Raw genomic sequence first — 21193 nt, forward strand, 5'->3', positions numbered from 1 at the left:
AATCATGAAAAAGACGGAAGACTTGGCCTCACATGAGCGCCGTAATTTCTTGAAGCTCAGTAGCGCTGGCGCATTTACCGCTGCGGTGGTGGCTGGTGCAGCAGGTACTCTCTGGTCCGACGAAGCTGTCGCCCAAACCGCGCAGGAGGAGCGCGAGCGGGAACAGGCCGCCGACCACACGATGACACTGGCAACCGCCTATGTTCTCGGCGCATCCCGCAGCTATCCGATCATGCAACTGGACCTGAAGGAAAATATCCAGAACGCTACAAACGGCAAAGTATACGTCAAACTCGCACCGGGCGGACAGCTCGGCGCTGGGGGCGCACTTGCCCAAGCGGTTCAGGGTGGCACCATCCAGGCAGCCCAGCACTCCTTGTCCAACTTCGCTCCGTTCGCATCCGCAGTTGACTTGATCAACATGCCGTATTTCTGCGGCTCCAACCAGCGCTTCACAAACCTCGTGACATCTGAAGCCTGGAAAAAGGAAGTCCACCCGAAGGTTGAGGCCTCCGGCTTCAAGGCTCTCTTCTACGTTGTGATTGATCCGCGGGTAGTTGCAGTCCGCAAAGGTGGAAACAAGGTCATCACACCGTCTGATCTGTCCGGTGTGAAGTTCCGCGTACCAGGATCAGCAATGTTGCAACAGTACTACCGCATGGTCGGCGCAAACCCGACACCGGTTGCCTGGGGTGAGACACCCTCTGCGATCAAGCAGGGCGTTGCCGATGCGCTCGACCCATCCGTCGGTGCGCTCTACGTCTTCGGCTTCAAAGACATTTTGAGCCATGTAACGTTCACGCAGGCTGTACCGGACAGTCAGGTGTACTCCATGAACCTGGAGTGGTTTAACTCCTTGCCGGCCGATGTTCAGCAAGGCATCGAGTTTGCTGGTGAAATCACGGCTCAACAGAACCTTGCAAAAGTTCCGGCAGCTCGCTCCTACGCAATGGCAGAACTGGCCAAATCCGGCGTGGAATTCCACTCGCTCACAGACGACCAGTTGGCCGAGTGGCAGGCCGCCGGCGGCTACCAGCGCGAGGAATGGGATCAGTTCAAGGTTGAACTGGCTGGGTCCATGGAGGCCTTCGGCCGCCTGGAAGAAGCGGCCAATACGCAAGGCCGCCTCTACGTCCACGACGCCTAAGGGCGAATTGCCTGCCGGCGCCACCAAGAGCGCCGGCGGCCCACACTGTGCGCTTTCCAATTCCCTGTTCACGCGACCACCGCATCAGGCATACCGCCTGATGGGAGCGGTCGAGGAGTGCCAATGTCATCTGTCCTTCAAGCTATAGACAAGAACGGCGAGCGCTGGCTGCTTCTCCTGTTCTACGTCATGCTGGTGCTGACCATGTTCATTGAAGTGGTCCGGCGCGAAGTCTTCGCCTACTCGTCCATTTGGGGCGAGGAGATCGTTCGCTATTCCTTCATCTACCTTGCCTGGATCGGGGCCGCGGCTGCTGTCAAGGAGCGCGGCCATATCCGCATCGATGTTCTGATGCAGTACGTTAGCCCCAAGGTGAAGGCACTGCTCTACATATTCGGCGACATTATCATGGCGATCGTTGCAGTGATTGCATTCTACTGGTCGCTGGAAACCGTGCTCGTATCGGCAAAGTTCGGATCGGTGACACACGGCCTGCGTATTTCGCAAGTCTGGTTCCTCAGCGCCGTGCCTCTCGGCTTCGCCCTCATCCTTTTCCGTCTCGCCCAGTCGTTCCTGCGCGATTTCCGCGACCTTCGTGATGGCAATCCCGTCTACGAAGGCGACAAACTCTTCGACTAAAGGGGGCGGCTATGCTTTGGCAACATATGCAACCGCAAACAATTGAGCTTGGCTGGGATTTCTACGGTCCGGTTCTCCTGTTCGTTCTGCTAGTCGCGCTTGCCGTACCGGTCTGGGCGGCCATCGGTGCCGCCGCGAGCCTCATGCTCGTCTGGTCGGGCGCACTTCCCCTGTCCCTGGTCGGCGAGAAACTTTTCAGCGGTATTGACGCCTTCGCTTTGACAGCGGTGCCACTATTCATCCTGACCGGGGATGCATTGGTCCGAACCGGGCTCAGTCGAAAATTTCTCGACGTGGCGGAAGCGCTCACGCAATTCGCAAAGGGTGGCTTCGGCTCCGCAACCGTCCTTGTCTGCGGCATGTTTGCGGCGATCTCCGGCTCGGATGCGGCAGGTGCGGCAGCTGTGGGCCGCATGACCATCGACCGGTTGGTGGAAAGCGGCTATCCGCGCCCCTATGCCTGTGCCCTGGTCGCAGCCGGTGCTTGTACCGGCATTCTGATCCCGCCGTCCATCGCGTACATCATCATCGGTTTGGTACTAGGTATCTCCGCATCGACGCTGTTCCTTGCAGCCGTTATTCCGGGACTTGCCATTCTGGTCTCGATCCTTGCCACCAACATCATCATGAACCGGCTCTATGGCTGGGAAGGTGGTGGCAACATCAGCATGAATGAGTATTTTTCCCGTTTGTGGGTTGCCATCAAATCGGGTTGGTATGCCTTCATCGTTCCGGTGATCATTTTCTACGGCATTTTTTCCGGCCGCTTGACCCCGACAGAAGCCGGCGCCACCGCTGTCGTCGTGACCATCGTCATGGGCTTTATCCTAGGAACGCTGCGGTTCTCGGACTTTCCGGCCATGCTGGTCAGTTCAGCCAAGGTTAATGGTGTGATCATTCCGATCATCGCCTTCTCCATCCCACTTGCCGAAGCCCTTGCCATCATTGGTGTGCCTCAGGGTTTTGTGGCGGTTGCCACAGGCATCAGCGATGAGCCTTGGGTGCTCATCATGATGATGATCCTCGTCTTGATCGCCGCGGGCTGCGTCATGGAAACCACGCCAAACATCGTGATCCTGGCGCCAATTCTGAAACCACTCGCCGACAACATCGGCATGAACGAGATCCAGTTCTGCATCATGATGATCACTGCACTCGGTGTCGGGTTCATCACGCCGCCGCTCGGTCTCAATCTGTTCGTCGTCTCCGGCCTGACAGGTGAATCGATATTGAAAATCGCCGCCCGGGCCGTTCCCTTCGTCCTCTTCATGCTCGCCGTGACCTTGCTGATTGCCTACGTACCGGCAATCTCAACCACGCTGCTGCCTGAAATTTACAAGTAGGCTCTGCCATGACCGTTGAATATCTGAAGAAAGCAGATCTCACCTCAAAAACCGATGCGTCCGAGACCACAAAGATCGTTCAGGAGATCCTCGATACCATTGAAGCTGGTGGCGACGCCGCTGCGATGGAGTATGCCGCCAAATTCGACAAGTATGACGGCGAAATCATCCTGAGCAATGCCGAGATCGAAGCCGCAAGCGCCAAGGTCCCGGAAAAGCTGAAACGCGACATCGAGTTCGCCCACGCCAACGTCAAGCGCTTTGCAGAGGCCCAGCGCGAGACCTGCCAGAACATTGAGGTTGAGGTTGTCCCGGGCCTCGTCGCCGGCCAGAAAAGCATCCCGGTCAACACGGCTGGCTGCTACATTCCTGGTGGCCGCTATAGCCACATCGCCAGTGCGATCATGACTGTTACGACTGCTAAGGTCGCTGGCTGTGAGAACATTGTTGCATGCTCGCCGCCACGGCCTGGCATCGGCATCAACCCGGCAATCATTTACGCGGCCCATGTGTGTGGCGCCGACAAGATTGTCGCCATGGGCGGGGTCCAGGGCGTGGCCGCCATGACCTTCGGCCTGTTTGGTCTGCCAAAGGCCAACATCCTTGTTGGTCCAGGCAACCAGTTCGTTGCCGAAGCCAAACGGATCCTGTTTGGCCGGGTCGGGATCGATATGTTTGCAGGCCCGACCGACAGCCTGATCCTTGCCGACAAGACAGCGGATCCGGAAGTTGTGGCCGCCGATCTCGTCGGGCAGGCGGAGCATGGCTACAACTCGCCGGTCTGGCTCGTCACCGACACACGGTCCCTGGCCGAGGAGGTCATGGCTTTGGTTCCCAAGCTCATCGACGATCTGCCGGAAGTGAACTGCCAAAATGCCGCCGCCGCCTGGCGTGACTATGCCGAAGTGATCTTGTGCGATACCCGCGAGGAGATGGCGGCGACGTCTGATGCTTATGCTCCCGAACACCTGACCGTGCAGGCCGAAGATCTGGATTGGTGGCTCGACCGTTTGTCCTGCTACGGATCCTTGTTCCTCGGCGAAGAAACCACTGTTGCCTTCGGCGACAAGGCATCGGGCACCAACCATGTGTTGCCGACTTCCGGCGCTGCGTCCTATACTGGCGGCTTGTCGGTCCACAAATTCATGAAGATCGTCACCTGGCAGCGGGCCACCCGCGACGGCGCCAAGCCCGTCGCCGAGGCAACGGCGCGCATTTCACGCCTCGAAGGCATGGAAGGACATGCCCGCACAGCCGACATCCGGCTGCGAAAGTACTTCCCAGGTGAGAACTTCGACTTGAGCGCGGAGGCAGCAGAGTAGGGCCATGTCCGGTCTGTTTGACGTATCCGGAAAAGTTGCTTGCGTCACCGGGGCCAGTTCAGGTCTCGGCCGGCGCGCTGCCACGGTGCTTGCTCAGGCGGGCGCATCCGTGGTTGGCGTTGCCCGCCGTGCAGCTGACCTTGATGAGTGGCGGCAGGAGGCTGGTGGCTCGACCGCAGCAGTGGCGGCCGATTTGAGCGATCGCGAGCGCCTTGCCAGCATTGTAGAGAGTATCGCCGAGCCATTCGGCCCGCCTCAAATTCTGGTACATGCGGCCGGGATCAACACCCGCGAAGCCGCAGATAATGTGACGGATGCCGGTTGGGACATCACCATGATGCTCAATCTGACGGTGCCTTTCTTCCTGAGCAAGGCCTTTGCGCCCGCCATGAAGGATAAGGGTTGGGGCCGGATCGTCAATTTCGCCTCGCTTCAGACAACACGGGCATTCCCGGGCGGTATTGCTTACGGAGCTTCCAAGGGCGGCATTGGCCAGTTGACCCGAGCCATGGCCGAAGCCTGGTCGAAGGACGGCATCACGGCAAACGCAATTGGCCCCGGTTTCTTCCCGACAGAACTGACGGCGGCCGTTTTTGGCGACGAAGAACGGGCCCGGCGCAATGCTGCCCAGACCTGCATCGGCCGCAACGGAGCGCTCGACGACATCGACGGCCCAATTCTCTTTCTGTGCTCAGATGCGTCCCGCTATGTCACAGGCCAAGTCCTGATGGTCGACGGGGGTTTCACCGCAAAATGAAAGCCCTTGTCTACACAGGCCCAGAAACGCAGGCTTACCGGGATGTTGCTGATCCGGCGCCGTCAGCAGGCGATGCGCTTATCAAGGTGGCCCACACCGGCATCTGTGGCTCCGACATGCATGCCTTCCTTGGTCATGATGAACGCCGCCCGGCACCGCTCATTCTTGGACATGAAGTTGCCGGAACCGTTGTATCGGGCCCGCTTGAAGGAAAAAGGGTGACCGTCAACCCGCTGGTCACTTGTGGGATTTGTGAAGCCTGCCGGTCTGGCCGGGACAATCTTTGCCCGGAAAGGCAGATCATCTCCATGCCGCCTCGCGAAGGTGGGTTTGCGGATTACCTCGCAATGCCGGAAGGCAATCTTGTCGTGGTGCCAGACAACATCACGGATTCCCAAGCGGCACTGGCCGAACCCATTGCCTGCGGCTGGCATGCTGTACGTCTCGCGAAACGGGCCTTGATATCAGATCCGTCAGAGGCAAAAGCGCTGGTGATTGGCGGCGGCGCTATTGGTCTTGGGGCCGCGCTTTCCTTGAAGGCGCAGGGCATCACTCAAGTCCGCCTGATCGAACCCAATGCTGAGCGGGCTCAGTTTCTCAAGTCATCCTGCGGAATTGAGGTTTTGACCCCGGATCAAGCTGAGACGAGCGGGCAGTATGACCTGATCGTCGACGGCGTCGGGTATGCCGCAACACGGGCAACGGCAACCAAACTGGCCAAGCCAGGCGGGGTTATCAGTCACATCGGGCTTGGGTCGTCTGACGGCGGTCTCGATATCCGGCGGATGACGCTGCAGGAAATCACCTTCATTGGCACCTACACATACACCGCTGAAGACTTCCGCGAGACCACCAAAGCCATGTTCGATGGTCGGTTGGGCGCACTCGACTGGACCGAAATCCGGCCGTTGTCCGACGGTCTCAGAGCTTTCACCGACCTGCGCCAAGGCGCGGTCGCTGTTCCCAAAATACTACTCACACCCGATAATTGAGGAGACAATTATGTCTGAAATTCCCCATCTTCTCGTCCACGAACATGCCGACAACGTCGGTGTGGTGGTTGTGGAAGGGCTGACGGCCGGCACCGACATGCTGTGCTGTGTCACCCATGACAATTCCACTTTCCGCCTGACCGCCGGCGCGGACGTGCCGATTGGCCACAAGATCGCGCTGAAAGATCTCAACAACGGCGACACCGCCATCAAATACGGCGAAGACATCGGCAAGATCATTGCCGACATCCCAAAGGGCGCCCACGTCCACACCCACAATTGCAAAACCAAGCGCTGGTAAGGAGCCGCCCGAAATGTCTACCAAATACTCGAACATGACGGTGAAGGCTTACCGGCGCGAAAACGGCCGGGTCGGGGTCCGCAACCACGTTGTCATTCTGCCCGTCGACGACATCTCCAACGCCGCTTGTGAAGCTGTTGCCAACAACGTCAAGGGCACGCTGGCTATCCCGCATGCCTATGGCCGTCTGCAGTTCGGTGAAGATCTTGAGCTGCATTTCCGGACCATGATCGGCACTGGCGCCAACCCGAACGTCGCTGCCGTTGTAGTCATCGGCATCGAACCGGGCTGGACCAAGCGCATTGCCGACGGCATCCGCGAAACCGGCAAACCGGTCGCCGAGTTTTCCATTGAACAGAACGGTGACTTCGAAACCATTCGCCGTGCCTCCTGGGCTGCCAAGGACTTCGTTCACAAGACATCGGAATATCAGCGCGAAGAGTGCTCCATCTCCGAGCTCTGGGTCTCTACCAAATGCGGCGAGAGCGACACCACCACCGGTCTCGGCTCCTGCCCGACCGTCGGCAACATGTACGACAAATTGCTGCCGGAAGGCATCACCGGCTTCTTCGGTGAAACATCGGAAATCACCGGTGCGGAACACATCTGCCAGAAGCGTGCGATCAACAAGGAAGTTGGTGAGCGCTGGTACAAGATGTGGAAGGCCTATCAGGATGACGTCATCTTCGCGCACCAGACGGACGACCTTTCCGACAGCCAGCCCACAAAGGGCAACATCGAGGGCGGCCTGACCACCATCGAGGAAAAGGCCCTCGGGAACCTGGAAAAAATCGGGCGCACCTCGCAGTACATCGACATCCTAGAGCCTGCAGAAGCGCCGAAGTCCGGCAATGGCCTCTACTTCATGGACTCATCTTCTGCCGCTGCGGAGTGCGTGACGCTGATGGCCGCGGGCGGGGCCGTGATCCATACCTTCCCGACCGGGCAGGGCAATGTGGTCGGTAACCCGATCGTGCCGGTGATCAAGATCACCGCCAATCCGCGCACGGTTCGCACCATGAGTGAACACGTGGACGTTGATGTCTCCGGCATTTTGCGCCGGGAAATGACCATCGATGAAGCCGGCGATGCGTTGATTGAAATGATCTGCCGCACCGCCAATGGCCGGAACACGGCTGCCGAAGCGCTGGGTCACCGGGAATTCTCCATGACCAAACTCTACCGCAGCGCTTAAATCCGACTGGTCTGGTGGCTGGAAACCAGCCACCAGATTCTCGGCCATGCGGCTAGGGCATCGCCAAGCCCTAAAAATTGAAATAAGTGTCGGCGATCTGTTGTCTTTTGAAAGCACACACACCGATGGAAGCGACCGAACGCCTCAGTCTTTGCAATGCAGAACTTTTGATCAAGTCCGCCTTCCTGGCCGTGGGTGTGCCTGACATAGCCGCGCAGTCCGTTGCGAATGCGCTTGTCGCCGCAGAAGCGGAAGGTCAAGTCGGGCACGGGTTCTCCCGCGTCGAAGACTATGCGGCGCAGGTTCAATCCGGGAAAATCGCTGCCTCTGCAGACGTTGTTATTTCTCAAAAGGGAACAAGCAGCCTCCTCGCAGATGCCGGTTTCGGATTTGCCTATCCCGCACTGGACGCTGTTATTGAAAGAGGCTCCGAGGTGGCGCTGGAACATGGCTGCGCAACCATGGGCATTACGCGATCCCATCACTGCGGCGCGCTCTCGGTTCAGGTCGAAAAACTCGCCAAACAGGGATTGATGGCAATCATGGTGGCCAACGCACCGGCGGCAATGGCGCCGTTCGGGGCGAAGGATCCCGTTTTTGGAACCAATCCAATCGCGTTCGCGGCGCCCCGGTCGGGAAAAGACCCGCTTGTCGTGGACTTGTCCTTGTCACGGGTGGCCCGCGGCAAAGTGATGAACGCGCGCAAAGCCGGAAAAGACATTCCGGAGGGCTGGGCCCTCGACAAGGATGGCAACCCAACCACAAGTGCAGAAGCTGCGCTCGAAGGCACCATGCTGCCGATTGGCGAAGCCAAGGGTACAGCGCTGGCCCTGATGGTAGAGATCCTGGCCTCGGTCATGACGGGTGCCTCGAAAAGCACCGAAGCCTCCTCGTTCTTTTCCGCCGACGGACCACCTCCCGGAGTTGGTCAGTTCCTGATCGCCATGAAGCCGATGGATACAGAACATTTCGTCGCCCGCATCGACGCTCTGCTCAGCCTGATCGAGAAAATGGAGGGTGCGCGCCTGCCCGGCAGCCGCCGCTCGGCCGCCATCGCCAAGGCCAGAACGGAAGGCATTGATGTACCGACCCGCTATGTCGATGCGGTCCGAAAACTTGCAGAAGACCATGCCTAACCCTGACCAGTGGCGGGTTCAGGCACGGCTGCAGAAGTTTCAGAAAGGGAGGATTTCGATCCGATGTACAAGCATGTCCTGATACCGGTCGCTCTTGATCATGAGACATTGATCGCCCGAAAGCTGGAAAACGCCCGCCATCTTTTGGCGGACGGCGGGCAAATCACGCTTTTAACCGTCCTTGAGAATATTCCGGGGTTCGTTTCTGAATTCGTGACCATGAAGGTCGACAATCATCTGACAACCAAAGTCGAAAACAAGCTGCGCGAGGCAACGGGTGGCGATGACAGCATCAAGTGCAAGGTCGTGAGCGGGAAGCCGGGGGTGCAGATTGCAGCTTTTGCCGAGGAAAACGATGTCGATCTCGTCATCGTCGGATCGCATCACCCGACAGCACAGGACTATTTCCTCGGATCAACCGCATCGCGCGTGGTTCGTCGGGCCGGATGTTCTGTCTTTGTGGTTCGCGACTGAGGCGCCCGCTACATCCGCCCGGTACGCTGAACAGTGAACTGTTAAACGCTCACCTCCGTAAGCAACAAAAGCAAATTGCTTCGGAGATCTGTAATGCCGCGTTTCGCCCCTGCCGCTGTTGTCATTTCCGGTATCCTCGCTGCAACAGGCCAAGCTGTCGCGGCTGATCCTGCGACACAGACGGGCAGCGCCCATGATTTCAGCTTTGAACTCGCAAACGGACTATCCCTGCCGTTGAAGGAATACGAGGGCAAGGTGGTCCTTGTGGTCAACACGGCGACGGCCTGCGGTTTCAGTGGCCAGTTGTCCGGACTTCAGGAGCTGCACGAGAGATACGCTGATCAAGGCCTTGTCGTGCTCGGCGTGCCATCGAACGACTTTGGCGGTCAGGAACCGCGCAAGGACGGCGAAATTGCCGCCTATTGCGAAGCGAAATACGGGGCAACCTTCCAGATGACTGCGAAGACGTCCGTGCGTGGGGACACCGCCCACCCGTTCTATCAATGGGCTGTTGAGGAGCTCGGCTCGCTCGCGCGGCCAAACTGGAACTTCCACAAATACCTTGTTGGGCCGGACGGGTCCTTGGTGTCCTGGTTTGGAACTCCGGCAAAACCGACCTCCAAGGCCGTCGTGGCCGAAATCGAGAAACATCTCGAACAACTTCCGGCTGATCAGAGTTCCTAATGGAGGGTCACGCTTTTTCCAAACTCGCTTGACAATGCGGGTACCGGTTGAAGCGGACCTTTGCAAACATGCGATAAAGAACGCCTGCAAGTTGGTATATCCCCGGAAGGGACACAAACCGGCTGAGAAGCGACCAGCCGGAGAATTGACGCCACAGCGCGATAAAGGCGTCAACTTCGGTCCGCATCACTCCCTCTGCATCTCGAACATGCATGAACATCAGAGCTTCTGCTTGGGAAACGCCCGTGCCTTCCAGCTGCGCAGGATCGTTGGCGATGTCGTGCCACAAAATCGGGTGCTTCGGGGTCCGCCGCTTGAAGAAATTGATTTCCTTGGAACACAAACCGCATTTGCCGTCGTAATAGACCGAGATCACCAAACCACTCCTTGTTTCTGGCTGATCTGTCTACGAGCTGAAAAACGAGATGGATTGGGACGAGCACAGGACACCGCCACCTGTGCGGATCCGTCTCAGCTGGTCTTCTTTGTATGTTCGTAAGTCGCATCCAGACGAGACCAGAGATAATCAGCGCCGGAGATCGGCGCATATCGGGGTGGCCTGTCGTCGCTCACGCATCCTGGAAGACAGGAGACTTCGGCATCCGGGTTCGGGTCGAGGAAAAACGCGATCGAATACCGCTCGCGGCCACTGCTGTTCACGACGCGATGCGGCGTAGAGACATAGACATCGTTGGTCCAGCGCATCAGGCAATCGCCAATGTTGCAGATGAATGCGCCGTCGATCGTCGGGGCTTGGATCCATTCACCGTCCCGGCGCCGGACCTGCAGTCCGCCAACCTCGTCGGGGAGCAAAATGGTGATGTTGCCATAGTCCGTATGGGTCCCGGCCCCAATTTGACCGGCCGTAGCATCAGCAGGCTGGGGCGGATAGTGAAGTAGGCGCAGGGTAGCCATTGGCGCGTCAAGCTTGTCTTCGAAAAAATCAGGTGACGCTTTCAGATCAAGCGCGATGGCCCTGTGGATCGTCCGGCCAAGCCCCCAAACAGCATTGAAGTATTTGAGGACCGTGTCCCGCCAGTCGGGTAGATCCGGCCATTGGTTTATTGCCCGGAAAGGCTCTCCGTCCAAAATACGCGGATCATCCGGCGCGAGTTCAAGGCCGACATTAAAAGCTTCCTTCAGATCCGCCGGTTTGGATGGATCAAGGTTTTCACCCTCCATCGGAACATAGCCGCGGTTAGTTTTATGGAAGTTCTTCGTCAGCGCCAGTTTGTCGACGTCAGGCAGAGTAAACACGGCGTGGGCAGCCACATTGATTGCGGCAATCAGGTCCGCTTCAATGCCATGGTTCTTAACATAGAAGAACCCAGTCTCCCGGGCCGCCTGGCCGATCTCTCGTGCGGCTTGCTCAAGCCCGCCGGGCGCACTGTCCACCAAACCGCCCAGGTCGATGATTGGAATATGCGCATTGTCCAAGAGGAAGTCCTTTCAGGAAATCGGCATGCCGGCGACACACCCCGTTCCCTGAACTTCCAACTCTGGCTCAATGGTCGTCAAGGGCATTCCGGTCAGTTTGCCGGCTCTTCCTTTGGAGCGCGCCGCAACTCCGCCAGTTGCCGGGTATAGGCAGCGATTTCTTCCAAAACCGTCTGCGCCGCCACACTATCACGATTGCCCAGCGCGTCGCGAAGGCGGTTATGAAGGCCGGCAATGTGCTTTTTATCTCGAAGCCGGTAAACCAGCATGTTCATCAAGGGCTGCATAGCCTCGATTGCGCCCGAGACCTGAAACATCAGCAACGGGTTTCCGGTTGCCTTGGCAATGACCGAGTGAAACCGGACATCTGAATCGCAGAAGTCTTCGTCCGACAGATCCCCGCTTTGAAGGCTGATCTCCCGAGCCATTGCGGTCAGATCCTCTTCGCTGCGGTTTTCGCAAGCGAGTGCCAGACAAGAAGACTCCAGAAGGTAACGGGCTTCGATGGCATCTTCGAACGGGATGTTGTTCATGCCGATGAGAAGTCGGGTCGTGCCCACCAGATCGCCGCGAGCTTCATCAAACGTGATGCGATTGACGAATGCACCGCCGGACGCACCCCTTTCTGAGCGAATGAGGTTCTGGGCCGCAAGCCGCTTCATCGCTTCGCGTACGGTTGCCCTGGACACTCCGAACCGATCAGCGAGCTCTGTTTCACTCGGCAAACGCTCTTCTACGCTCAACGCGCCATCGAGAATGGCCTTACGGATCGCATTGGCAATCTGGGTCGACAAACCCTCCTTGCGGATCGCCTGATACTCGATTGCCAATGGTGTCTCCTTTGCACGCACCCGTCCACGGTGCCTCTCTACAAGACTAGGCCCGGCTCTGGAACAGGGTCAATGCAAATATTTTAAATGTCAGACAATTAATTATTTGACTTTTTCAACAGATGCGCTCAGCCTTTTCTCAACGATATGGGAGGACATTGGGTGCAGATCGCCCTTCAATTAGTTGACCGGCGCCAAGCCGCCTGGATAGCGTTTTTTGTCGCGGTTCTTGGCGCGTGGGCAGCTCTTTTCCTGATGCAACCGGATCTCGATCTGCCCGCGGGCTGGCAAGCGCTTGGCCTGGATTACCTGGCATCTCTCTGCCGTCCGGCCGCAGACACAAGCCTTGCCGGATTGATCGCAATGTGGGGCTTGATGTCCCTTGCAATGATGGCGCCAACCGTTGCGCCCGCACTGAAAACCTATCTCGACCTCACCCATACGCAAGGCGCCACAATCACCGGTTTCTCAGCGCTGCTTGCCGGCTACCTGCTCGTCTGGATCGGCTTTTCAGTTCCCGCAGCTCTTCTGCAGGCTGCGCTGGACACACAAGGCTGGCTGGACCCCTTCGGCCGCAGTTCCGAAGTCTATTTGACCGCGGGCCTTTTGGCGCTTGCCGGAGCGTACCAGTTCAGCCGACTGAAAGAAGCCTGTCTCAACCAATGCCAGAGCCCGCTGATGTTCTTTATGGGCAAATGGCAAGATGGGCCTTCGGGCGCTTTCCGGATGGGATTGCACCTTGGCGCGATCTGCCTCGGCTGTTGCTGGGCCCTCATGCTGTTGGCCTTTGTTGCCGGCACCATGAACCTCGCCTTCATGGGCCTCGCAATGGTGCTGATGACTTTCGAAAAACTCCCACAGCTCGGACGTTACCTGACCGTGCCTGTCGGTTTTGCACTTCTGGGATCTGCATCTGCGATCCTCATTATCGAACTCATAAAACATCTATAACGGAGACAAGAATGACTGGATGGGCCATCCGAGGGGAATTGATCCTCAACTGCAATTGCACCGTTTTCTGCCCGTGCGTCGTTTCGCTTGGAAAACACGCGCCGACAGAGGGCTACTGCCAGGCCTGGGCTGGTGTCCGGATCGATGAAGGTCATTATATGGGCGAAGATCTGTCCGGTTTGAATGTCGGCCTTGTCCTCGAAATCCCTGGTCTGATGGCCCGCGGGAATTGGAAAGCCGCTGCCTATATCGACGAACGCGCTTCGGAAGCCGCCTATGATGGCCTTTTGAAGATCTTCTCCGGTCAGGCCAAGGGCACAACAGGTCTCTTCAAGGTCCTGGTGAGCGAATTCCTCGGCGCTGAACGCGCGCCCGTGACTTACGAAAACGAAGGCAAGAAGCGCCGCCTGATTGTTGGCAAGGCAATCAAGGGCGAAGTCGTTCCGGTTGGCGGATCTGATCCGGACCAGGATATCGTGGTCACAAACACCGAGTACTGGATGGGCTCGGACATCACGGTCGCAACCGCCACTCAGGGCCGTGTCCGTGCCTATGGCCGTGTTTGGGACTTTGACGGCCGCAGCGCCGAAATCTGTCAGATCGACTGGTCCGGCCCAGCCGTCGAACAGGGCGCATAGGGAGGACCCGGCATGCAGGTCCCGTCTCTGTCCATCTCCCGGCGCACGCGCAAGACACCGTTTTCGCGCCGTGTCCAGGAAGCCGGTGTTAAAGCCTACACCGTCTACAACCATATGCTTCTTCCGACTGTCTTTGATTCGGTGGAAGAGGACTATAAGCATCTGAAATCAAAAGTTCAGATCTGGGACGTGTCCTGCGAACGCCAGGTCGAACTCTGGGGCCCGGACGCCGGGCGTCTGGCGCAAATGCTGACGCCGCGGGACCTGTCGGACATGGCACTCAACCGATGTTACTACACGCCGATGGTCGATGAGACCGGGGGAATGCTGAACGATCCGGTCACAACGAAACTCGCCGAAGACAAATACTGGGTTTCGGTTGCCGACAGCGATCTTCTGTTCTGGATCAAGGGGCTTGCGCACGCGTTCCGCCTGGAAGTTGATGTCGATGAGCCAGACGTTTCCCCTTTTGCCATTCAGGGACCCAAGGCTGAGGACCTAGTCGCCCGGGTCTTCGGAGAACGCATCCGGTCCATCCGGTTCTTTCACTATGACTATGTGGAATTTGAGGGGCAGCGCATGGTGCTGGCGCGCTCTGGCTACTCAAAGCAGGGCGGGTTTGAGCTCTATGTCGATGGCAGCAAATGGGGCGAACCCGTCTGGGATGCCTTCATGGAAGCGGGAGCGGACATGGATGTCCGGGCCGGGTGCCCCAACCTGATCGAGCGGATCGAAGGGCAATTGCTGTCCTACGGCAATGACATGACCCGCAACAACACGCCGCATGAGTGCGGACTTGGCAAGTTCTGTCAGACACAGCAAGCGATCGGCTGCGTCGGCCGGGACGCGCTGCTCCGTGTTGCGGTCGAAGGACCTGTCCGCCAGATCCGCAGTGTGGCGATTGATGGCGATCCCGTACCACCTTGTAACGAGTTATGGCCCATCATCGGTGGTGGCCGGCAGGTTGGGACGATCAGTTCGGCCGCCTATTCCCCGGATTTCAGAACCAATGTCGCAATCGGCATGGTCCGCATGACCCATTGGGACGACGGCACGAAGGTTCAGGTCGATACGCCGCACGGCATGCGCAGCGCGACCGTTTGGGAAACCCCGTTCTGCAACCAGGGGGACTAGGGTGAGAGACCATTACGAGGCCCTGCCGCCACAAACAGCCAACCACGTGCCGTTGTCACCGCTCTCTTTTCTGGAGCGGACAGCGGCATTGTTCCCGGACCGGCTGGCTGTTGTCTACAACGACCGCCACTACACCTGGTCCGATGTTCTGGAGCGGGTACGCCGGATCGCTTCGAGCTTAAAGCAGCGCGGCATCGGGCTTGGCGACACAGTCTCTGTGATGGCGGCGAACACACCCGAGCTGTTTGAGCTCCACTATGCAGTCCCGTTGACCGGCGCGGTGCTGAACACGATCAACACCCGCCTCGAACCGGAAACAGTCGCCTATATCCTTGAGCACAGCGATGCCAAACTGGTGATCGCGGACACCGCCTTTTCCGGCGTGATCTCTCAAGCGTTCGACATAAACGGCAAGGCTCTGCCGATCATCAACATTGCCGACCCGGACGGCCCCGGCGGCCCGTTGATCGGCGACGAGGTATTCGAAGATCTGGTCCAAAGGGGCGATCCGGCGTTTCCCTGGCAAGGTCCGGCCGATGAATGGCAAGCGCTGGCGCTAAACTACACGTCCGGCACGTCAGGCCGACCGAAAGGCGTCGTCTACCACCATCGCGGCGCTTATCTCATGGCGATGGGGACGCCAATCGCATGGGAGCTACCGCGCCATCCGGTCTATCTCTATTCCGTGCCCATGTTCCACTGTAACGGCTGGTGCCATGCCTGGACCATGACTTTGATGGCCGGCACGATCATTTGCATCCGGCAGGTGACTGGCGCTGCAGTCTTCGACCTGATCGCCAAGCACCAAGTGAGCCATTTGGGCGGTGCGCCCATTGTGCTCTCCATGCTGGTCAACACACCAGAGGCAGACCGGAAACCCCTGCCTGGCCCAGTGAAAATCATGACCGCCGGCGCTCCGCCGCCAGCAGCGGTTCTGGCCGCCACCAAGGCGCTCGGTTTTGAAGTGATGCAGGTCTATGGCCTTACCGAGACCTATGGTCATGTCGCCCAATGCCTGTGGCGGGAGGAATGGGACGACCTTTCCTCCGACGAACAGGCCGAGCTTCAGTCCTGGCAAGGCGTTGGCTTCCCAATGACCGAGAGCGTGGATGTCATTGATCGCGAGACCGGCGAACCGGTGCAATGGGATGGGGAAACGCAGGGCGAGATCGTCATTCGCGGCAACACGGTCATGAAAGGCTACTACAAGAACCGGGACGCGACGGATGAGGCCTTTTCCGGCGGTCATTTCAAGTCCGGCGACGCCGCCGTACGGCACGAAAACGGCTATGTGCAGATCCGTGACCGACTGAAGGATGTCATCATTTCAGGGGGCGAAAACATCTCGTCCGTCGAGGTCGAAGGAGTACTGCACCGCCATCCGGATGTGGTCCTTGCGGCTGTTGTCGCCTTGCCCGACGAGAAATGGGGCGAAGTCCCTTGCGCCTTTGTCGAGCTCAAAGAAGGTAGCCAGGCAACCGAAGACAGCCTGATCGCCTTTTGCCGGGAGAACATGGCCGGGTTCAAGCGGCCCAAGAAAATCATCTTTACGGAGTTGCCGAAAACGGCCACCGGCAAAATCCAGAAATTTGTCCTGCGGCAAGAGGCCCGGACACTCTCAAGTGAAACCGCATAACAGGGATATTTCACATGACTTTCAAAGCACTTGTTGTCGACAAGAACGAAGACGGCAAAACCAGCGCCGCCGTCAAGGAAATCGACGAGAACCAACTGCCGGACGGCAATGTCACGGTTGCGGTTGAGTACTCGACCCTGAATTACAAGGACGGCCTTTGTGTTGGACCGGGCGGCGGTCTGGTCAAGGACTATCCGCATGTCCCGGGTATCGATTTTGCCGGCACTGTCGAAGAGTCCTCTGACGAATGGTACAAGCCCGGCGACAAGGTCGTTTTGACAGGCTGGCGTGTCGGAGAAGTCTGGTGGGGCGGCTATGCTCAGAAGGCCAGCGTCAAGGGCGAATGGCTGGTGCCATTGCCAGATGGCCTCACCACTCGCGATGCAATGGCGGTCGGCACAGCCGGTTTCACCGCGATGCTTGCTGTCATGGCACTGGAAGACCATGGCCTGAAACCGGAAAACGGACCGGTTCTGGTCACCGGTGCTGCGGGCGGTGTCGGCTCTGTTGCGGTCGCGATCTTGGCCAACCTCGGCTATGAAGTCCATGCTGTCACCGGCCGCGAAAGCACCTGGGACTACCTGAAATCCCTCGGCGCCAGCGCCATTGTTCCGCGGGATGATGTCGCCGAAACCATCAAGCGACCATTGGAGAAAGAGGTCTGGGCCGGCGCGATTGATGCCGTTGGGGGTGAAATGCTCGCCCGCATCCTCGGCCAGATGAAGTACGGCTGCTCGGTCGCCACCATCGGTCTTGCCGGTGGGGCAAACCTTCCAGCCAGCGTCATCCCGTTCATCCTGCGCGGTGTAAACCTCCTCGGCATCGACAGCGTCATGCGTCCTTATGATGACCGTGTCCGCGCCTGGCAAAGGATCGCCAAGGACCTGCCGCTCGACAAGCTGCACGGAATGATCCACCCGGCGACCCTTGAAGACTTGCCGGGCCTCGGCAAGGACATCCTGAAAGGCCAGGTCAAAGGCCGTGTTGTCGTCGACGTGAACGCATAAGAGACATCGGGCGGCTAGGTTTCTGGCCGCCCATATTTCTCCCGTAGAAAGTCGATCATCACCCGAACCTTTTGAGGCAGGTACGAGCGACTCGGGTAAACCAGCCAGGCCGCTGTCTCAAAGGATGCCGCTGCACAGGCATAGTCAGGAAAGAGATCGATTAGGCTCCCCCGCTTCAAGTCTCTCTCAACGAGCATGATCGGCAACAGCGCGACCCCCATTCCAAGACGTGCTGCAGACCGAATCGACAAGGCATTTGAGATCACCGTTGCACCGCCAACCGGCACATTGAACGGCTCATCGTTGCCTTTTTTGAATTGCCACAACGTGCGGAAACCGGGAATAGCGAACCGAATACAATCCCGGTCGGAGAGATCGTTTGGATCATCAACGCGCCCCTTACGTTCCAGGTATTCCGGAGACGCAACGACCCGGTAGCGTGTCGTCATCAACTTGCTGACAATCCAGTCGCCCTTAGGCATGGATCCGAACCGGACGGCCAGATCAATACTGTCGGCACGAAGATCCAGATTGGCGTCAGAAGCCAGGAGTTCGATCTCAATATCAGGAAATCTGTCCCGAAACTCCGGGAGAACCGGCACCAGGCACTCTTGTACGAACGAAATACTTGCTGTCATTCGCAAAGTGCCACGTGGCGACAAAGCGGTTGTCCGAGCTTCATCGCCTGCTGCCTCCAACTCTTCAACCAGTGGCGCGATTCGATTGAGGTAGAGTTCACCCTCACCTGTTGCCGCGAGACTGCGGGTGCTGCGCTGGAACAAACGGAATCCAATATCCTGTTCCAGCTGGGCAATGACACGAGAAACGCTGGAGGCGTCGAGATCCAAGATCCGTGCGGCGGCTGCAAAACTTCCTAGGTCCCGAACGAGCAATGCGGTTTTAAGGGCTGCAAGATCCATTCATGCACAATACGCACGACTTCAGTGATCAGCGACCTATTTTTCGAGTTGGCGCATGAAATTAAGTCTCCTTTGCCAGACAAGAAGGAGGCAAAGTCATGACACAATTGCTCCGCATCAACTCCAGTTCACGCTTAACCGGTTCTCATTCAGCCGCGATAGCAGATGCATTTGAAGCCGGTTTTCGCGCAAAACATCCGGCCTGCACTGGCATCACAAGAAATGTCGCAAATGGTTCCATTCCTTTCATCGCCCAATCAACCATAGAAGGGTTCTATGCTCCTCAAGAAAAACTGTCGGGAGACCAAAAAGCGGCGACAGCCTTGTCTGATAAGCTGATCGCCGAAATTCAAGCATCGGATACGCTGTTGCTTGCGGTTCCGATATACAACTTCACCATTCCGGAAGCCCTCAAGGCTTGGGTGGACCAGATCTGCCGCATCGGACACACATTTGCCATGGACGAAAACGGATTCCAGGGATTGGTGAAAGCAAGACGTGCGATTGTTGTCGCACATACGGCGCGGAAGGCTACCACTCTACTGAACCGTTCTGAGTTGCGAACTTCGTTCAGCCCCATCTAACACTCCTGCTGGCATTTCTGAGATCTGAAGATGTCGAGTGCATAAATGTCCAAGGCACAGCAACAAGCGCTCCTGGCGATGTCGAAGAGCGATAAAACAGCGCCAGGATACCATGCACGGTATTGTCTAAAACCCAAGCTGGTCCCAAGTCTTTAACAACTCTTCGCAGCAATTACATTTTTGCTGGAAAGTCGCAGGAAGACGAGCAAACTTTCAACTGCTAATGCCCAACCCATTAACCTCAGGCGGCAAGTTTTTGAGTGTCCATGAATTCGTCATACGGTTTCGGCCGATACCCAAAGAAGAAATAATCAGCCTTAAAATGGTTCACTAAATACCAGTACAGATCTTCTCCAAGCTCAACTGGCTCTGAGTTCTTGCCCGAATTTTCCCATGGGAAGGGGCTGGAAATGCTAAAACGCTCGGCGATCTCGCTAACATCCAGATCTTCAACTCGCAAAACATAGTCTGGCTCTTTGTTCGATCCAAAATGATGAGTGTATTTGTATTGCTTGGCTAGAAACAGTCGCTGACGGGCCAATATCGTGGTGAAAAAAGTTAGCGGATCATAGGAATGGATGTCGGGGAACGCCTTTAACATTGTTCCTTGATATGATTCATGCGTCATAAATTTATAGAGTGACAATGCACGTTTTATCGGTTCACGGACGCATACAATTACTGTGTATTCGTCCCAAAGATTGACCGGTGTGTCATAACTCGGAAACCCATGATTTATTCGCCCCTCAAACCCCAACCACTTTCGAAAACTTTTCCCTGCGGCCTTTGGGTTATGGACAAAAATCAGTTTTCGTTTGTCACAGATGTTTGGATTTCGGAGTGATTTAAAGGCAAGTGTTGGTTGCGGCATATCTATGAATCACCAATTTGATCAACATGCGTACAAAATACAATTAAACACTATCTATGATAGATTTTTTCGCCAATATAAACAACTTATAGAAGAATAAATATCATAATATTGATATTAATTACAATATTACGAAATATCTGAACACTCGATCTTTTCAACTATGTGTAGAGTTCTGCTCTCCGATTTGGCTATCGCTAGTCTCTTTCTGTGAAAAGTTGTGGCCAAGGTACGTGACTGCGTTGGCACAAAAAGTCCTCGCCGGACTTGCGAAAACAGCAACCCTTTCCGGTTGCTTTTCCCAGAAACCTCCCATATAAGCGCTCGGTCCAGAGTCGTCCGGCTCGTTTTGGACTGGATTTTTGCGTTCATGCGCAGGACCTTTCAAAACAACCAAGGGCATGCCGTGTCGGCTCTGAATGCACCAACAATGAAGTGTCTGCTTGCAGGCACACCAAAGAAAGGATGCAAAATGCCCAAGTTGAAGACGAAGTCCGGCGCTAAAAAGCGCTTCAAGGTGACTGCAACCGGCAAGGTGAAAACCGCACAGGCCGGCAAGCGCCATGGCATGATCAAGCGCACGAACAAATTCATCCGGAACGCCCGTGGCACCACCACGCTGAGCGATCAGGATGCAAAGATCGTGAAGCAGTTTCTGCCATACGCCTAACGCCAGCCTTTTAAGGAGATCACCTAGATGTCACGCGTCAAAAGGGGCGTTACCGCCCACGCTCGTCACAAAAAAGTTTTGAAGGCTGCTAAAGGTTACTACGGCCGCCGCAAGAACACCATCCGCGTCGCCAAGCAGGCCGTCGAGAAAGCGGGTCAATACGCTTATCGCGACCGTAAGGCCAAGAAGCGCAATTTCCGCTCTTTGTGGATCCAGCGCATCAACGCGGCAACCCGCCAGCACGGCATGACCTACGGCAACTTCATCAACGGCCTGAACAAGGCTGGCGTAGAAGTCGACCGCAAGGTTCTGTCCGACCTCGCCATCAGCCAGCCGGATGCCTTCAAGGCACTGGTTGACAAGGCTCAGGGCGCCCTGGCTGCATAAGTTCGATCGAACTTAAACGGAATAAAAAAAGCGCGGTCTTTCGGGACCGCGCTTTTCTTTTGAAGAAAAGCCTCATTCCTCTCCGCGTCATCCTCGGCAAAATGCCGAGGAGCCATGTTTCGGATAACTTATGGATGT

At 57.0% G+C, this 21193-nt stretch carries 24 protein-coding genes; 19 read left to right on the top strand and 5 right to left on the bottom strand.

Features of this window, described 5'->3' with window-relative positions; genetic code table 11:
* Positions 1 to 4 precede the first annotated feature (4 nt).
* From RBB44_RS18850 to RBB44_RS18900, 11 genes are all read left to right on the top strand, one after another.
* Positions 5 to 1147, top strand: a complete 1143-nt coding sequence (locus RBB44_RS18850; RefSeq protein ID WP_209176297.1) for a TRAP transporter substrate-binding protein — start codon at positions 5 to 7, stop codon at positions 1145 to 1147.
* A gap of 123 nt (positions 1148 to 1270) precedes the next feature.
* Positions 1271 to 1786 (top strand): TRAP transporter small permease, encoded by a 516-nt coding sequence (locus RBB44_RS18855; RefSeq protein WP_306149351.1) that lies wholly within the window; start codon positions 1271 to 1273, stop codon positions 1784 to 1786.
* A gap of 11 nt (positions 1787 to 1797) precedes the next feature.
* A complete protein-coding gene (locus RBB44_RS18860; protein ID WP_133952539.1) occupies positions 1798 to 3129 on the top strand; it encodes a TRAP transporter large permease in 1332 nt (443 codons plus the stop codon).
* Positions 3130 to 3137: 8 nt separating this feature from the next.
* The gene (gene hisD / locus RBB44_RS18865; protein WP_306149350.1) at positions 3138 to 4451 is read left to right on the top strand and encodes a histidinol dehydrogenase; all 1314 of its coding nucleotides are present in this window, start codon (positions 3138 to 3140) and stop codon (positions 4449 to 4451) included.
* A gap of 4 nt (positions 4452 to 4455) precedes the next feature.
* Positions 4456 to 5208, top strand: coding sequence for an SDR family NAD(P)-dependent oxidoreductase (locus RBB44_RS18870; RefSeq protein ID WP_306149349.1), 753 nt, complete (start codon positions 4456 to 4458; stop codon positions 5206 to 5208).
* Positions 5205 to 6200: a zinc-binding dehydrogenase gene (locus RBB44_RS18875; protein WP_306149348.1), complete on the top strand. Its 996-nt coding sequence runs from the start codon at positions 5205 to 5207 to the stop codon at positions 6198 to 6200. Before RBB44_RS18870 ends, RBB44_RS18875 begins: the two co-directional genes overlap by 4 nt.
* A gap of 10 nt (positions 6201 to 6210) precedes the next feature.
* Positions 6211 to 6501 (top strand): UxaA family hydrolase, encoded by a 291-nt coding sequence (locus tag RBB44_RS18880; RefSeq protein ID WP_133952543.1) that lies wholly within the window; start codon positions 6211 to 6213, stop codon positions 6499 to 6501.
* A 13-nt stretch (positions 6502 to 6514) separates the two neighbouring features.
* Complete coding sequence (locus tag RBB44_RS18885) at positions 6515 to 7696, top strand: UxaA family hydrolase (protein WP_306149347.1); 1182 nt, start codon at positions 6515 to 6517, stop codon at positions 7694 to 7696.
* 125 nt (positions 7697 to 7821) lie between these two features.
* Positions 7822 to 8832, top strand: a complete 1011-nt coding sequence (locus RBB44_RS18890; protein ID WP_371932294.1) for an Ldh family oxidoreductase — start codon at positions 7822 to 7824, stop codon at positions 8830 to 8832.
* 63 nt (positions 8833 to 8895) lie between these two features.
* Positions 8896 to 9306 carry a universal stress protein gene (locus RBB44_RS18895; protein ID WP_306149345.1) on the top strand — a complete coding sequence of 137 codons (411 nt, stop codon included), beginning with the start codon at positions 8896 to 8898 and terminating at the stop codon, positions 9304 to 9306.
* A 93-nt stretch (positions 9307 to 9399) separates the two neighbouring features.
* Positions 9400 to 9990: a glutathione peroxidase gene (locus tag RBB44_RS18900; RefSeq protein ID WP_306149344.1), complete on the top strand. Its 591-nt coding sequence runs from the start codon at positions 9400 to 9402 to the stop codon at positions 9988 to 9990.
* A gap of 7 nt (positions 9991 to 9997) precedes the next feature.
* Here the strand turns inward: RBB44_RS18900 and RBB44_RS18905 are convergent, their stop codons facing one another.
* From RBB44_RS18905 to RBB44_RS18915, 3 genes are all read right to left on the bottom strand, one after another.
* Positions 9998 to 10366 (bottom strand): thiol-disulfide oxidoreductase DCC family protein, encoded by a 369-nt coding sequence (locus RBB44_RS18905; RefSeq protein WP_209002587.1) that lies wholly within the window; start codon positions 10364 to 10366, stop codon positions 9998 to 10000.
* A gap of 95 nt (positions 10367 to 10461) precedes the next feature.
* Entirely contained in the window at positions 10462 to 11427 is a 966-nt protein-coding gene (locus tag RBB44_RS18910; RefSeq protein ID WP_306149343.1) for an isopenicillin N synthase family oxygenase, read from the bottom strand.
* Positions 11428 to 11519: 92 nt separating this feature from the next.
* Complete coding sequence (locus RBB44_RS18915; RefSeq protein WP_306149342.1) at positions 11520 to 12257, bottom strand: FadR/GntR family transcriptional regulator; 738 nt, start codon at positions 12255 to 12257, stop codon at positions 11520 to 11522.
* 162 nt (positions 12258 to 12419) lie between these two features.
* On the opposite strand from RBB44_RS18915, the gene RBB44_RS18920 reads away from it, so the two are divergent.
* The 5 genes from RBB44_RS18920 to RBB44_RS18940 are packed head-to-tail and all read left to right on the top strand — an operon-like array spanning position 12420 to position 17623.
* Positions 12420 to 13208, top strand: coding sequence for a DUF2182 domain-containing protein (locus tag RBB44_RS18920; protein ID WP_306149341.1), 789 nt, complete (start codon positions 12420 to 12422; stop codon positions 13206 to 13208).
* 11 nt (positions 13209 to 13219) lie between these two features.
* Entirely contained in the window at positions 13220 to 13846 is a 627-nt protein-coding gene (locus RBB44_RS18925) for a DUF1326 domain-containing protein (protein ID WP_306149340.1), read from the top strand.
* Positions 13847 to 13858: 12 nt separating this feature from the next.
* Entirely contained in the window at positions 13859 to 14980 is a 1122-nt protein-coding gene (locus tag RBB44_RS18930; RefSeq protein ID WP_306149339.1) for a dimethylsulfoniopropionate demethylase, read from the top strand.
* A gap of 1 nt (position 14981) precedes the next feature.
* Positions 14982 to 16616: an acyl-CoA synthetase gene (locus tag RBB44_RS18935; protein WP_306149338.1), complete on the top strand. Its 1635-nt coding sequence runs from the start codon at positions 14982 to 14984 to the stop codon at positions 16614 to 16616.
* Between the two features lie 14 nt (positions 16617 to 16630).
* Entirely contained in the window at positions 16631 to 17623 is a 993-nt protein-coding gene (locus tag RBB44_RS18940; RefSeq protein ID WP_133952553.1) for an MDR family oxidoreductase, read from the top strand.
* Between the two features lie 14 nt (positions 17624 to 17637).
* Here RBB44_RS18940 and RBB44_RS18945 read toward each other — a convergent pair whose 3' ends face one another.
* Positions 17638 to 18543, bottom strand: a complete 906-nt coding sequence (locus RBB44_RS18945) for a LysR family transcriptional regulator (RefSeq protein WP_306149337.1) — start codon at positions 18541 to 18543, stop codon at positions 17638 to 17640.
* A gap of 98 nt (positions 18544 to 18641) precedes the next feature.
* Between RBB44_RS18945 and RBB44_RS18950 the strand changes: the two genes are divergently transcribed.
* A complete protein-coding gene (locus RBB44_RS18950; RefSeq protein ID WP_306149336.1) occupies positions 18642 to 19127 on the top strand; it encodes an FMN-dependent NADH-azoreductase in 486 nt (161 codons plus the stop codon).
* A gap of 241 nt (positions 19128 to 19368) precedes the next feature.
* Here RBB44_RS18950 and RBB44_RS18955 read toward each other — a convergent pair whose 3' ends face one another.
* Positions 19369 to 19998: a hypothetical protein gene (locus RBB44_RS18955; RefSeq protein ID WP_306149335.1), complete on the bottom strand. Its 630-nt coding sequence runs from the start codon at positions 19996 to 19998 to the stop codon at positions 19369 to 19371.
* Positions 19999 to 20470: 472 nt separating this feature from the next.
* Between RBB44_RS18955 and rpmI the strand changes: the two genes are divergently transcribed.
* Both rpmI and rplT read left to right on the top strand, forming a co-directional pair.
* Entirely contained in the window at positions 20471 to 20668 is a 198-nt protein-coding gene (rpmI, locus tag RBB44_RS18960; protein ID WP_023002610.1) for a 50S ribosomal protein L35, read from the top strand.
* A gap of 27 nt (positions 20669 to 20695) precedes the next feature.
* Positions 20696 to 21055, top strand: a complete 360-nt coding sequence (gene rplT, locus RBB44_RS18965; RefSeq protein WP_133952557.1) for a 50S ribosomal protein L20 — start codon at positions 20696 to 20698, stop codon at positions 21053 to 21055.
* The last annotated feature ends 138 nt before the right edge of the window (positions 21056 to 21193 follow it).

The sequence above is a fragment of the Roseibium sp. MMSF_3247 genome (assembly GCF_030733765.1).
In the GTDB taxonomy this organism is placed as follows: Bacteria; Pseudomonadota; Alphaproteobacteria; order Rhizobiales; family Stappiaceae; genus Roseibium.

Bases quoted from the DNA above. Each gene is read 5' to 3' on its own strand.
- RBB44_RS18850 (WP_209176297.1), top strand. From the start codon at position 5: ATGAAAAAGACGGAAGACTTGGCCTCACATGAGCGCCGTAATTTCTTG.
- RBB44_RS18855 (WP_306149351.1), top strand. From the start codon at position 1,271: ATGTCATCTGTCCTTCAAGCTATAGACAAGAACGGCGAGCGCTGGCTG.
- RBB44_RS18860 (WP_133952539.1), top strand. From the start codon at position 1,798: ATGCTTTGGCAACATATGCAACCGCAAACAATTGAGCTTGGCTGGGAT.
- hisD (WP_306149350.1), top strand. From the start codon at position 3,138: ATGACCGTTGAATATCTGAAGAAAGCAGATCTCACCTCAAAAACCGAT.
- RBB44_RS18870 (WP_306149349.1), top strand. From the start codon at position 4,456: ATGTCCGGTCTGTTTGACGTATCCGGAAAAGTTGCTTGCGTCACCGGG.
- RBB44_RS18875 (WP_306149348.1), top strand. From the start codon at position 5,205: ATGAAAGCCCTTGTCTACACAGGCCCAGAAACGCAGGCTTACCGGGAT.
- RBB44_RS18880 (WP_133952543.1), top strand. From the start codon at position 6,211: ATGTCTGAAATTCCCCATCTTCTCGTCCACGAACATGCCGACAACGTC.
- RBB44_RS18885 (WP_306149347.1), top strand. From the start codon at position 6,515: ATGTCTACCAAATACTCGAACATGACGGTGAAGGCTTACCGGCGCGAA.
- RBB44_RS18890 (WP_371932294.1), top strand. From the start codon at position 7,822: ATGGAAGCGACCGAACGCCTCAGTCTTTGCAATGCAGAACTTTTGATC.
- RBB44_RS18895 (WP_306149345.1), top strand. From the start codon at position 8,896: ATGTACAAGCATGTCCTGATACCGGTCGCTCTTGATCATGAGACATTG.
- RBB44_RS18900 (WP_306149344.1), top strand. From the start codon at position 9,400: ATGCCGCGTTTCGCCCCTGCCGCTGTTGTCATTTCCGGTATCCTCGCT.
- RBB44_RS18925 (WP_306149340.1), top strand. From the start codon at position 13,220: ATGACTGGATGGGCCATCCGAGGGGAATTGATCCTCAACTGCAATTGC.
- RBB44_RS18930 (WP_306149339.1), top strand. From the start codon at position 13,859: ATGCAGGTCCCGTCTCTGTCCATCTCCCGGCGCACGCGCAAGACACCG.
- RBB44_RS18940 (WP_133952553.1), top strand. From the start codon at position 16,631: ATGACTTTCAAAGCACTTGTTGTCGACAAGAACGAAGACGGCAAAACC.
- RBB44_RS18945 (WP_306149337.1), bottom strand. From the start codon at position 18,543: ATGGATCTTGCAGCCCTTAAAACCGCATTGCTCGTTCGGGACCTAGGA.
- RBB44_RS18950 (WP_306149336.1), top strand. From the start codon at position 18,642: ATGACACAATTGCTCCGCATCAACTCCAGTTCACGCTTAACCGGTTCT.
- RBB44_RS18955 (WP_306149335.1), bottom strand. From the start codon at position 19,998: ATGCCGCAACCAACACTTGCCTTTAAATCACTCCGAAATCCAAACATC.
- rpmI (WP_023002610.1), top strand. From the start codon at position 20,471: ATGCCCAAGTTGAAGACGAAGTCCGGCGCTAAAAAGCGCTTCAAGGTG.
- rplT (WP_133952557.1), top strand. From the start codon at position 20,696: ATGTCACGCGTCAAAAGGGGCGTTACCGCCCACGCTCGTCACAAAAAA.